The sequence below is a fragment of the Fructilactobacillus sp. X8R1C1 genome, from assembly GCF_059900945.1.
This window is the reverse complement of the sequence record NZ_JBWXVH010000002.1, coordinates 36,071-48,578: the sequence shown is the minus strand read 5'-3', so window position 1 is coordinate 48,578 and position 12,508 is coordinate 36,071. Positions and strand designations below refer to the sequence as shown.

Annotated in this window: 12 protein-coding genes; 11 read left to right on the top strand and 1 reads right to left on the bottom strand. The window is 37.8% G+C overall.

The window, feature by feature from the left end:
* Positions 1 to 20: 20 nt before the first annotated feature.
* The 3 genes from rplM (at position 21) to AC6UD1_RS02115 (ending at position 1,518) form a co-directional block, all read left to right on the top strand.
* Complete coding sequence (gene rplM, locus AC6UD1_RS02125) at positions 21 to 464, top strand: 50S ribosomal protein L13 (RefSeq protein WP_500693566.1); 444 nt, start codon at positions 21 to 23, stop codon at positions 462 to 464.
* A gap of 13 nt (positions 465 to 477) precedes the next feature.
* Positions 478 to 870 (top strand): 30S ribosomal protein S9, encoded by a 393-nt coding sequence (gene rpsI / locus AC6UD1_RS02120; RefSeq protein ID WP_010022758.1) that lies wholly within the window; start codon positions 478 to 480, stop codon positions 868 to 870.
* A gap of 66 nt (positions 871 to 936) precedes the next feature.
* On the top strand, positions 937 to 1,518 hold the full coding sequence (locus tag AC6UD1_RS02115) for an ECF transporter S component (protein ID WP_500696540.1): 582 nt from the start codon (positions 937 to 939) through the stop codon (positions 1,516 to 1,518).
* A 28-nt stretch (positions 1,519 to 1,546) separates the two neighbouring features.
* Here AC6UD1_RS02115 and AC6UD1_RS02110 read toward each other — a convergent pair whose 3' ends face one another.
* Positions 1,547 to 1,858, bottom strand: a complete 312-nt coding sequence (locus tag AC6UD1_RS02110; RefSeq protein WP_500693568.1) for a DUF2187 family protein — start codon at positions 1,856 to 1,858, stop codon at positions 1,547 to 1,549.
* Between the two features lie 119 nt (positions 1,859 to 1,977).
* On the opposite strand from AC6UD1_RS02110, the gene AC6UD1_RS02105 reads away from it, so the two are divergent.
* The 8 genes from AC6UD1_RS02105 to gatB all read left to right on the top strand — a co-directional run bounded on the left by AC6UD1_RS02105 (position 1,978) and on the right by gatB (position 12,506).
* Positions 1,978 to 2,589 carry a glycoside hydrolase family 73 protein gene (locus tag AC6UD1_RS02105; protein WP_500693569.1) on the top strand — a complete coding sequence of 204 codons (612 nt, stop codon included), beginning with the start codon at positions 1,978 to 1,980 and terminating at the stop codon, positions 2,587 to 2,589.
* A 30-nt stretch (positions 2,590 to 2,619) separates the two neighbouring features.
* Positions 2,620 to 3,753 carry an ATP-grasp domain-containing protein gene (locus AC6UD1_RS02100; protein ID WP_500707186.1) on the top strand — a complete coding sequence of 378 codons (1,134 nt, stop codon included), beginning with the start codon at positions 2,620 to 2,622 and terminating at the stop codon, positions 3,751 to 3,753.
* Positions 3,754 to 3,841: 88 nt separating this feature from the next.
* The gene (gene pcrA / locus AC6UD1_RS02095) at positions 3,842 to 6,106 is read left to right on the top strand and encodes a DNA helicase PcrA (protein WP_500696542.1); all 2,265 of its coding nucleotides are present in this window, start codon (positions 3,842 to 3,844) and stop codon (positions 6,104 to 6,106) included.
* A 22-nt stretch (positions 6,107 to 6,128) separates the two neighbouring features.
* On the top strand, positions 6,129 to 8,147 hold the full coding sequence (gene ligA, locus AC6UD1_RS02090; protein WP_500693611.1) for an NAD-dependent DNA ligase LigA: 2,019 nt from the start codon (positions 6,129 to 6,131) through the stop codon (positions 8,145 to 8,147).
* Positions 8,128 to 9,285: a CamS family sex pheromone protein gene (locus AC6UD1_RS02085; protein ID WP_500699295.1), complete on the top strand. Its 1,158-nt coding sequence runs from the start codon at positions 8,128 to 8,130 to the stop codon at positions 9,283 to 9,285. Before ligA ends, AC6UD1_RS02085 begins: the two co-directional genes overlap by 20 nt.
* 31 nt (positions 9,286 to 9,316) lie before the next feature.
* Positions 9,317 to 9,625 carry an Asp-tRNA(Asn)/Glu-tRNA(Gln) amidotransferase subunit GatC gene (gatC, locus tag AC6UD1_RS02080; protein ID WP_500693573.1) on the top strand — a complete coding sequence of 103 codons (309 nt, stop codon included), beginning with the start codon at positions 9,317 to 9,319 and terminating at the stop codon, positions 9,623 to 9,625.
* A gap of 2 nt (positions 9,626 to 9,627) precedes the next feature.
* Positions 9,628 to 11,082 (top strand): Asp-tRNA(Asn)/Glu-tRNA(Gln) amidotransferase subunit GatA, encoded by a 1,455-nt coding sequence (gene gatA, locus AC6UD1_RS02075; protein ID WP_500693574.1) that lies wholly within the window; start codon positions 9,628 to 9,630, stop codon positions 11,080 to 11,082.
* 2 nt (positions 11,083 to 11,084) lie between these two features.
* Complete coding sequence (gatB, locus tag AC6UD1_RS02070; RefSeq protein WP_500693575.1) at positions 11,085 to 12,506, top strand: Asp-tRNA(Asn)/Glu-tRNA(Gln) amidotransferase subunit GatB; 1,422 nt, start codon at positions 11,085 to 11,087, stop codon at positions 12,504 to 12,506.
* Positions 12,507 to 12,508 lie beyond the last annotated feature (2 nt).

Sequence of the window (12,508 nt, the reverse complement as noted above, 5' to 3'; positions counted from 1 at the left end):
GAAACATGGAGGAATTAAAAGTGCATACAACATATATGGCTAAACCCGGCGAAGTAGATCGCAAGTGGTACGTTATTGACGCAGATGGCGTTGAATTAGGTCGTCTCTCAAGTGTCGTTGCTTCTATTTTACGCGGAAAAAACAAACCTACATTTACGCCAAACGTAGATACAGGTGACAATGTTATTGTAATCAATGCATCTAAAGTTGCATTGTCTGGTAAGAAAGCTAGTGGCAAGATTTATTATCACCACACATCTTACATTGGTGGACTTAAGTCAATTACTGCTGGTCAAATGAGAGCAGAGAAGCCTGATCGACTTATCGAAACTTCAGTTAAAGGTATGCTTCCTCACGGTACATTAGGTCGTCAAATCGCTAAGAAACTTCACGTTTATGCAGGTGAAGATCACACTCATGAAGCTCAAAAACCAGAAGTTCTTGATATTAAGAACCTAATTTAAGGAGGAAACACAATTGGCTAAAGTACAATATACCGGCACAGGTCGCCGTAAAGATTCAGTTGCTCGTGTACGCTTAGTACCAGGTACTGGAAAAGTTGTAATCAATGACAAAGATGTTGAAGATTACATTCCATTTCCTAATTTAAGAGAAATCATTTTACAACCATACAATGTTACTGAGACACTTGGTAACTATGACACATTAGCTAACGTTAATGGTGGTGGATATTCAGGACAAGCTGGTGCTGTTCGTTTAGGAATTGCACGTGCTTTACTTGAAGTTGATCCAGACTTTAGAGAATCCCTCAAGAAGGCTGGTTTATTAACACGTGACCCTCGTATGAAGGAACGTAAGAAACCCGGCCTTAAGAAAGCTCGTAAGGCTGGTCAATTCTCAAAACGTTAATCAGAAGATTATATTTTGTCGCTCATGTCCGCATGAGCGCTTTTTTATTAAATGGGTGAATTTAAAATGAAAAAGACACGAAATTATCATATTGCAATTTTGTCAGTTTTTATTGCCATTATTTTGATTCAAAATTTTGTTCCTATTTTAGGATATATTCCGGTTGGTCCACTAAGCATTACGTTAATTCCAATTACCGTGATTGTGGCAACCTTAGTGCTTGGTTTAAAGGATGGCTTTATTCTTGGCACGCTCTGGGGTGTAATTGTGTTTGTCAGGGCCTTTACGTGGCCTACTAGTCCAATTGCTCCACTTGTCTTTGAGAATCCGATTACGGCCATTTTACCGCGGGCCCTAATTCCGGTAGTTGCTTACTTTTCCTACAAATGGTTAAAAAAATTACTTAATAATAAGCTTTCACTTGTGATTGCATGCGCTTTGGGTTCCATGACCAATACAATTTTAGTGCTGTTATTTATTTATATTTTTAATCGAAAGCAAGCTCCAATCCTATACCATGTGAGTGTTGACAAAATTATCTATGCCTTATTAGGGGTAGTTGGAACCAATGGTCTGATAGAAATGATTATTACAGCAATTGTTTGTCCAATTATCATTATTTCGTTAGATAAAGTAATCCAAAAATAAAAAGCAGATCATTACGATCTGCTTTTTGTTACTTTGATGCGTCCGATGATTTTTTGTCACCATCTTGTTTTGAATCGTCATCTGGTCCCTCATCAGGATCTTTTTGAATTCGTGGAGCTTGCTTAATCATTTTAAGATCTTTGTGATTAATAACGGTCTTGTTATGATACTTATCAATTATTTCTGGATCATCAGATTCAAATGTAATCAAAAAGGCATTATTGTAAGCTTTATCGATATAACCAGTAAAATCATTCTTTTCAAGTTTAAACGATACTTCATCGCCAACTTCAAAGGGTGATTTTTCGGTCTCCGTTTGTTCATCGTGTTTCTTTGCCAAACTGACCACCTCCAATTGTATTCAACTAATGAAATATAAACGAATAATTAACATTTGTCAATTTTTAACATTTTTGTAGTACAATTTAAACAGTAAATTTATTTGTAAGGAGGGTTAGTTTGGCTAGGAAAAAGAAGCAAAAGCAAAATAAGTTAGTTGCTTATGTCCTGACCGTGCTAATCCTGTTAGTCATGTTCGTTGGTGCTGTGATGATTTTAGGCAATTCTCATTTTAACCCGCAGTATGAACAAAATAATGTTAGTGTTCAACATAAGGAATTTATCAACAAGATTTTACCGAAGTCAGTTGAGATGCAACGGAAGTATAAAATTTTGACTAGCATTACCCTTGCTCAGGCTATTTTAGAATCAGATTGGGGCCAGAGTACTTTGGCTTCAAAGTATAATAATCTTTTTGGTGTTAAAGCGGGTGCTGGACAAAAGAGTGTCACTTTGGACACGACTGAATATACGAGTGGATCACCCGCAATGGTTCACGGAAGTTTTCGCGTTTACGATAATTGGGATGAGTCAATTGAAGATCATGCTGTTTTACTAGCTCATGGAACAGACTGGAACCCCATGCAATATAAAGAAGTTGTGTCGGCGGACAATTACGTTGATTCTGCCAAGGCTCTCAGTACCGATGGATATGCAACAGACCCGGCTTATGCAGACAAAATAATTAAAATCATTAAAAAGTATCATCTTAATCAATACGATAAACAATGATGTAGCAAAAGATTTATTGGAGGTTAAACTATGGATTCAGTATTACTCTACCCAGGAAGCACAATTGGAATTATTGGTGACTATTTTAGTAGTACGCAACTAGTTAACGTGGCCCGCGACGCGGGATTGAAAATTGCCACCTATAGTTCTAATTCAGATAGCGAGATCGCTAGACAATCTGATTACGCATTTACAGGTGACGTTAATGATGTTGATACTTTAAGGGAATTTTCTGAGAAGTGTGATTTAGTTACATACGTTTCAAATGACATTGATCCTCAGGTTATTAGTGAAATCGAAAAGTATACTTATGTTCCTCAAGGCGAATCCCTTTTAGAGATTAGTCAGGACCGTGTGATGGAAAGGGCCTTTTTTGATCAAATTAACGTCAATACGTCACCATACGTCACTATTATTAACTTGGAAGATATCTATCAAGCAATTGATTCAATTGGATATCCTGCAATTTTAAAGCCAATTCAACGACACATGACTAATAACCAACAACTAGTTATTAACGAATCAAATGATATTGCACTTGCTTCTGATATGTTAAAAAGGGGTCCATATATACTGGAATCTTACGTTCCTTACCGTTTCGAATACGCAATTATTGCTACTAAATCAGTAAAAGAAGATTTACAACAATTTCCCGCCGTTAAAACCAGTTATTTAGGGAACATGCTCCAAACGGTAAGTACTGATACTTCCAAAACAGATTCTAACGTTATTAACGAAATGATTAGAATTGTTAATCAAATCGGCAAAAATGTTAAATACGTTGGTTCATTTGAGGTATCGTTCGGTGTAACGGCTGATCAAAACATTTACGTTACAAACATTGATCCAACCGTTAATAATGCCGGTTTTTTGTTTAATTTAGCTACTGATATCAGCGAGTATGATCAACATCTTCGGGCCATTTCAGGGTTGCCATTAGCTAAGATTAATAAGATTAGTGATGTGGTTGCTCGTTTGTTTACGAAAAAGCAATATGAACAGGTTCTTAGACAACGAATCCTTCAACCAAACTGGCAATTTTATTTTAATTATCACAATAATGCACGTGATGATGATGTGGTTGGAGTGATTTTAATTCCAACCAATTCGGTCGAAGAGACGTTTAATCGAATTGTGAATACAGGAATTTGGACCAAAAATTAAATGTTATTAAAATTGAAGAGTCGGCAATTTGTCGGCTCTATTTTGCTATAATTAATGATGGATTTACAAAGCGAGAGGATTGGTTAACGTGTCAAAGACAGACCTACTAAAGACAATGAACGATAAGCAACAAGAGGCGGTAGAACAAACTGAGGGTCCACTTTTGATTATGGCTGGTGCTGGAAGTGGTAAGACCAGGGTGCTCACTCATCGAATTGCTTATCTAATTGAGAAAAAAGGTGTGATGCCATGGAATATTTTGGCGATTACATTTACCAACAAAGCTGCTCGCGAAATGAAGGAACGTGTTAGTAAATTACTTGGCGTCGGTGGTGACGATGTTTGGGTATCAACTTTTCACGCACTTGGCGTGAGAATCTTGAGACGTGACATTGATAAATTAGGTTATAATCGTGCTTTTTCTATCACTGATTCAGGAGAACAAAAGACCCTTGTAAAACGAATTTTAAAAGACTTAGATCTAGACCCGAAAAAGAATGATCCAAGGGCTATTTTAAGTGCCATTTCAAATGCTAAGAATAATTTACAGACTCCACGAGATTATCAAAAGTCACATTCAGCTAACAGTCCATTTGAAGAAGTGGTTTCACAGGTATATTTCGAATATCAAAAGCGACTTCAAGAAAATCAAGCTGTCGATTTTGATGATTTGATTATGCTTACGATTAGATTGTTTAAACAATATCCAGAGGTTTTGAATTATTATCAAGATAAGTTTCATTACATCCATGTCGATGAATATCAGGATACCAATGAAGCACAGTATAAATTAGTATCAATGCTTGCCAAAAAGTATCAAAATTTGTGTGTAGTGGGTGACGCTGATCAGAGCATTTATGGTTGGCGTGGTGCTAACATGAATAATATCTTGGATTTTGAAAATGACTATAAAAATGCACACGTTGTGAAACTGGAACAGAATTATCGTTCAACTAAGAATATTTTAAGTGCCGCAAACGACGTTATTCAAAACAATGCCGAGAGAAAAGATAAGAATTTGTGGACGGAAAATGATACTGGCGAAAAAATAACGTACTATCGTGCTCAAAGTGAGGCTAGTGAGGCCCATTACGTGGTGTCTAAGATTAAAGATGAGGTCAGTAAACATCATTATTCTTATAATGATTTTGCGGTCTTGTACCGGACGAATGCCCAGTCTCGTGTAATCGAAGAGACCTTCTTGAAATCAAATATTCCGTACACGATGGTTGGTGGGCATAAATTCTACGACCGTAAGGAAATCCGGGACATTCTTTCGTATTTGACTCTCATTGCTAATCCTAGTGATTCATTAAGTTTTGAACGGGTTGTTAACGTTCCTAAGCGCGGAATTGGTAGTTCAAGTGTGGAAAAGTTGAGAATGTTTGCAGCAGATAATGGATGGAATCTACTAGAAGCAGCTCAAAATGTTGACTTGGCCAATAATATCTCCAGTCGTGCTCGAAATGCCATTGCTAATTTTGCTAATGTCATATCAAACGTTCAAAAAAAGCAAAAGGATATGACCGTTACGGAAATTACCGAAGCACTTTTGGATCAATCTGGATATATGGCTGATCTAAAGAAAACCAATTCACTGGAGTCACAGACACGGATTGAGAATATTGAAGAATTTCTTTCTGTCACAAAAGATTCTGATTTAAAGTATGATGAACAGACTGGTAGTAGTGATAGTCGTTTGACAGATTTTTTGGCGGATCTGGCCCTTGTATCGGCTCAAGACGATGTTGATGAATCGGCTAAACAGGTGACTTTAATGACTTTGCATGCTGCTAAAGGACTTGAATTTCCAGTCGTCTTTATGGTTGGGATGGAAGAAGGAATTTTTCCTCTTAGTCGAGCTACTGAAAAGGAAAGTGAGTTAGAAGAAGAACGACGGTTAGCCTATGTGGGAATTACGCGGGCTCAGACCAAACTCTATATGACAAATGCATATTCACGAATGTTATATGGTAGAATGCAAAATAATCCCGAGTCACGATTTATGGATGAAATTAATTCGGATGTATTGGATAATGAGAGTTCAATTCCAACGGGACCTAAGACTCCATTTGACACCAGTAGTGAGTATAATAAACGAACCAATCGAGCCTTTAGTGAACCATATCATCGACCTAACAAACGAGTCGAAAAACCCCAAGGAACTGGTGCTGACAAGAAGTCATGGAATATTGGTGATAAAGTCAAACACAAGGCGTGGGGAACTGGAACTGTTGTTAAAATTAATGGAACCGGTGAAGATATGGAACTTGACATTGCCTTTCCAGAAAAAGGAATTAAACGTCTATTAGCTGCATTTGCACCCATAACAAAAATTCAATCGATTAAGTAAGGGAGTGGTAAGATTGTTTAAGATTCCAATGGATCAGGTTAATGAAAGTGAAGCAAAAAAAGAGGCCTCAGAACTAAGACCAAAGTTAATTAAGTGGGGAAAACAGTACTATGAACAGGATCAGCCAACCGTAGAAGATGCGGAATATGATCGAAACTATGCTCGCTTGCAGGATCTGGAAGCTAAGTTTCCAGCAATTATCACTCCTGATTCACCGACTCAGCACGTTGGTGGGGCAACTTCGAATGAATTTACAAAGGTCAATCACGAGATTCCAATGCTTTCACTGGGTGACGTATTTTCACCCCAAGAGCTTAAGGATTTTGTGATTCGACTCAAGCACAATTATCCTCAAGATACTGAGTATAATTGTGAGTTGAAGATCGATGGACTAGCTATTTCACTTCGTTATGAGCATGGGGTGTTCGTGCAGGGATCGACTAGGGGAAATGGACAAATTGGTGAGGATATCACTGAAAATTTAAAAACCATCCCATCAATCCCTAAAAAATTAAGTCGACCCATTGATATTGAAGTACGTGGCGAATGTTATATGGGAAAAGAAGCCTTTTTAAAGTTAAATGAACGACGACAAGATGACGGAAAACCAACGTTTGCTAATCCGAGAAATGCTGCTGCCGGGAGTCTTCGACAATTGGATCCAAAAGTTACTAAGGATCGCCACTTAAGTACTTTTATGTATAACGTTGCTAATTATGACGATTTAAAGGCTACCACTCAAAGTGGACTTTTAGAGGAACTAAAAGAATTAGGCTTTACCATCAATGAGCATTATCAAGTGGCTGACAATATGGATCAGATTGATGCTTACATTAAAAAGTATTCAGCAGCAAGAGATAATCTCACCTTTGGTATCGATGGCATTGTGATTAAGACCAATTCGCTTCCTTTACAAATGGAAATTGGGCATACGGTTAAAGTCCCGAAGTGGGCGATCGCTTACAAGTTTCCGCCAGAAGAAGTTCATACTAAAATTAAAAAGATTGAGTGGACCGTTGGAAGAACGGGAGTGGTAACTCCTACCGCAATCATGGATCCAGTGCAATTGGCCGGTACTACCGTTTCAAGAGCGTCACTTCATAATCCTGATTATATTGAGAAAAAAGATATCCGTGTCGATGATACAGTTGTTTTGTATAAAGCTGGCGACATTATTCCGGAGGTTGAAAGGTATCTTCCTGATTTAAGGCCAAAAGATTCTAAGCCATATGTTATCCCAGATCGATGTCCTTCATGTGGTGCTAAATTAGTCCACTTAGATGGTGAGGTTGCCTTACGTTGTATTAATCCGAAGTGTCCAGCACAGCTGGTGGAACAAATTAATCATTTTGCTTCTAGAAATGCAATGGATATTGATGGTTTGGGTCCTAAGATTGTGAAGCAGTTGTTTGATAAAAAAATGGTCTCGGATGTGGCCAGCTTGTATCACCTTAGTTATGATGAACTACTAACTCTTGATAAGTTTGGTGACAAGTCTGCTAACAATTTACTTTCTGCCATTGATAGTAGTCGGAGCAATTCACTTGAAAGATTGCTTTTTGGATTGGGCATCAGACACGTCGGTGCTAAAGCAGCGCGATTAATTGCTGCCCACTTTAAAACCATGGATGCTCTCATGAAATCAAGTGTCGAAGAAATCGCCTCAATTGACACCATTGGTCAAGTTATTGCTGATAGTGTTCATACTTATTTTGAAAACGCTGATAGTAGAGAATTAATTGGCGAACTCGTTGATGTTGGTGTTAATATGGACTATGTAAATAATGAAGAGATAGTACAACCAGATAACTTTTTCAATGGTAAACGAGTTGTATTGACCGGAAAGTTGGTTGATTTAACTAGGGGTCAAGCCAGTGAATGGCTTGAAAACCATGGAGCGGATGTCACAAGTAGTGTTTCTAAAAATACCGACCTAGTAATTGCGGGAGAGGATGCAGGTAGTAAGCTAACCAAAGCTCAATCTCTTTCGGTTCCGGTTTGGGATGAAGATCATTTTAAAAATGAAATGCAAAAAGAATGATAAGAAGTCGGAGGAATTTAAGTTGAGACGCTTAAAAGTAATTTTAATGGTGGCGGCTAGCGCATTAATGTTAGTAGCTTGTGGGAGTACTAACAAGAGTACCACTAATACAAATAATAAGAATACACAATTAACCGGGGAAACTGGTGGTAAGAATTATCAGAGTGTTATTAAGGATGGACATTATCAAACTAGTAAATCGCGTGGAGTTGACATTCAACAAAATGATAATCAGTTTAACTTGAAAGGATTTCAGAACGGTTTGCTTGGAATTTCCAAGCAGAATTTTTCGACTGATAAGTATGTTTTTCAGGAGGGACAATACATCTCTACTGACACTGCCGAGAAGTGGCTTGATCGTAAGTCAAAGCAAAACCCGGAGGGACTAAATCCATCGCAACAAAAGGGAAAAGTAACCCCAATGTACTTGCAACAAATGGATGAACAAGACTTCTTAGTTCCAAATGGTAATAAAATGACCATGAAGGGTATGACCATTGGCCTTGGGATCAATTCAGTGTACTACTACACTAAACAGAAGTATGGGAGCCAGTATCAACAGAAGATCCCCGATGATGTGGTTGAGAAACAAGGTAAGGAGATGGCTAACACGATCCTTAAACGATTGAGACAGAATAAAGAATTAAAGAATATTCCAATCGTGATTGCATTGTACAAGCAAGCTCCAAACGATAGTTTGACTGGTGGTAATTTCTTTGCCTCATCGGTTAACAATCCGGGCACGACGTCTGTAAACTCATGGAAACCAATTAATGAAAAATCATATGTGTTCCCGATTGCCAATGGTTCTAAGGGACCTAATACGAATGATTTATCTGCGTTTAATCAATTTAAGTCACAGGTTCAAAATTTCTTCCCTAACTTGAGTGGGATTACTGCACAGGCTCAATACAAGGGTAAGCAACTTCAAGGAATGCACATTAACATTACAACTCAATTTTATAGTCAAACTGAAATCATCAGTTTTACTCAATACCTACAGAATGCTGCTCAAAAATATCTTCCTGGCAGTGTACCAATTGATATTACCGTAAAATCAACTGATGGAATTCAAAGTTATTTGAACCGAAATGCGGGAGGAAAGTCCTTCAGTTCGCATGTGTTTAATAGCTATTAAGATTTAGTGATTTAGTAAAAGAGGGGATAAAATGGCTGATAAGATTACGGAAGAACAAACCCAACATATTGCTGGGTTAGCTAAGCTTGAATTAAAAAAAGATGAATTACCTGAATTCACCCAACAATTAAATGATTTGTTGAAAATGTTGGATACACTTGAAAAAGTTGATACATCGGGTGTTGAGCCCACTTATACGGTAACGGATCGAATTGACGTTACTAGAAAAGACGTGGCAGAAGATTGGCACGAACAAGATGCTTTGTTAAAGAATGCTCCTGATATTCAAGATGACTTAATTAAAGTTCCAGTAATTATTGACGAAAGTGAGGATGAATAATAATGAACTATTTAGATAAGGATTTGCGTTCACTTCACCAGATGTTGGTAAATAAGGAAATTTCGGCCGTTGACTTAGTAAAAGAGACCATGGACAACATCAAAACTACTGACCAAAACATTGATGCTTTTAATAATCTAAATGATAAAGCGCTTGAAAATGCTAAAGCCATTGATGAACGTGGGATTGATCCTAATAATATTTTAGATGGGATTCCGTTGGCTTTGAAAGATAACATCGTTACTAAAGAATTACCAACTACTGCATCTTCAAAAATGCTAGAAAATTTCACTTCAATTTATGATGCAACGGTGGCCAAGAAACTTTCTAATGCTGGTACCATTAACGTTGGTAAAACCAACATGGATGAATTTGCAATGGGAAGTTCAACTGAAAATTCAGCCCTTAAAACCACTCACAATCCGTGGGATTATAGCAAAGTTCCTGGCGGTTCGTCCGGTGGTTCGGCTGCCGCAGTTGCTTCCGGTGAAGTTCCAGTTGCACTTGGATCAGATACCGGAGGTTCAATTAGACAACCAGCTTCATTCACGGGAATTGTTGGAATGAAGCCAACCTATGGTCGAGTATCACGTTTTGGACTTATTGCGATGGCTTCAAGTTTTGATCAAATTGGACCTCTTACTAGAAGTGTCTTTGACAATGCTCTGGTTTTAAACGCAATTTCAGGTCATGACGAACACGATTCAACTAGTTCAAAACAGGAAGTTCCTGATTTCACCGAACACATTAAAGATGGGGTCGAGGGGATGAGAATTGGCATTCCCAAGGAATACGTTAATAAGTTATCTCCTGATGTTTCAAAAGCAATCAAAAATGCCGCAGAAACGTTTAAAAAATTAGGTGCAAAGGTTGACTGGGTTTCGATGCCTAATTCTAAATATGGTGTTATTGCTTATAATGCGCTTCAAACCGCTGAAGCATCTTCTAACCTAGAAAGATTCGATGGGATTCGTTATGGATATCGAGCATCAGATGCTCAAACACTTGATGAATTGTACGTTAAATCACGATCAGAAGGGTTTGGGGATGAGGTTAAGCGACGGATTATGCTAGGGACCTTATCGCTTTCTTACGATAATGTTGATAAATATTATAAACAGGCTGCTAAAATTCGGACTTTAATCATCAATGATTTTAAAAAGGTTTTTGCTGACCATGATTTAATTTTGAGTCCAACATCTCGAGTTACTGCCTTTACAATTGGAGTAGAAGATCAAGATCCCATTGAAATGTATATGAATGATATTTTGACGATTCCAGCCAATATGGCTGGAGTTCCTGCTATGTCACAAATTGCTGGATCCAGTAATGGTTTGCCAATCGGAATGCAATTAATGGGGAAACCGTTTGATGAGAGTACCATTTATAAAGCAGGATACGCTTTTGAACAGAATACTGATTTTCACAAGCAAACACCAAAGATGGGAGGTAAATAGTCATGAATTTTGAAACGACCATTGGTCTAGAAGTCCACGTTGAGCTTAAAACTAATTCAAAAATTTATAGTCCATCTGCTGCACAGTTTGGAGACAAGCCCAATAGTAATACTAACGTGATTGACTGGGGCTATCCTGGAACGCTCCCAGTCGTTAACAAACAGGTCGTTGCGGATGGTATCACAGCGGCGCTAGCTTTACATGCTCATATTGAAAAGCACCCTCATTTTGATCGTAAAAATTATTTCTACCCGGATAATCCGAAGGGGTATCAGATTACTCAAAACGAGAGACCCACTGCTAGAAACGGATGGATTGAAGTCGAGACCGAAAATGGTAAGAAAAAAATTGGAATCGAAGAGATGCATATTGAAGAAGACGCTGGTAAGAATACCCATGAACAAAAATATTCTTACGTTGACTTAAACCGTCAGGGGACTCCGCTTATTGAAATTGTCTCTAAGCCTGAGATGACAACTCCGCAACAGGCATATGATTATCTGGAAGGATTAAGACAACGGATTCAATTTACCGGAATTTCTGATGTCAAGATGGAAGAAGGGTCAATGCGGGTTGATGTTAATATCTCAGTTCGACCCATTGGTAGTAAAGAATTGGGTCAAAAGATTGAATTAAAGAACTTAAATTCATTTAATCATGTCAGAAAATCACTTGAGTACGAAGAACAACGTCAACAACAGGTGTTGATGTCCGGCGGTCAGATTAATTCTGAGAGTCGTCGTTTTGATGAATCTACTGGTAAAACTGAGTTAATGCGTGTCAAAGAGGGAAAAGATGATTATCGTTACTTCCCAGAACCAGATCTTCCAACTTTGAGTATTTCTGATGAATGGATTAATGAATTAAAAGAATCCATGCCTGAGATGCCTATCAAACGTCGTAATCGTTACGTTAATGAATTAGGGATCACTGATTATGATGCAATGGTTATCACTCAGACCAAAGAAATGTCTGATTTTTATGATAAAATGGTTAAATTAGGTGCTGATCCTAAATTAGCCGCTAACTACCTTCAAGATAACGTCAATGCGTACTTGAACGATAATCAAGCTAACTTGGAAGACACCAAAATCACGCCTGAAGCGATGGCTACCATGATTAAAATGATTATGGACGATACCATCTCAAGTAAAATGGCTAAAAAAGTATTTAAGGCAGTTACTAAGGGGCAAGATCCAAAGAAATTCGTTGAAGAAAAAGGACTGGTCCAATTATCTGATCCTAAAAAACTGCAACCAATTATTGATGGGGTCTTAAAAGATAACCAACAGTCAGTTGATGATTATCATAATGGTAAAGATCGAGCTGTTGGATATTTGGTTGGACAAATTATGAAACAAACTCATGGACAAGCTAATCCGCAAGTTGTAAACAAATTATTGAAAGGTTCTTTAGATAAATAGGG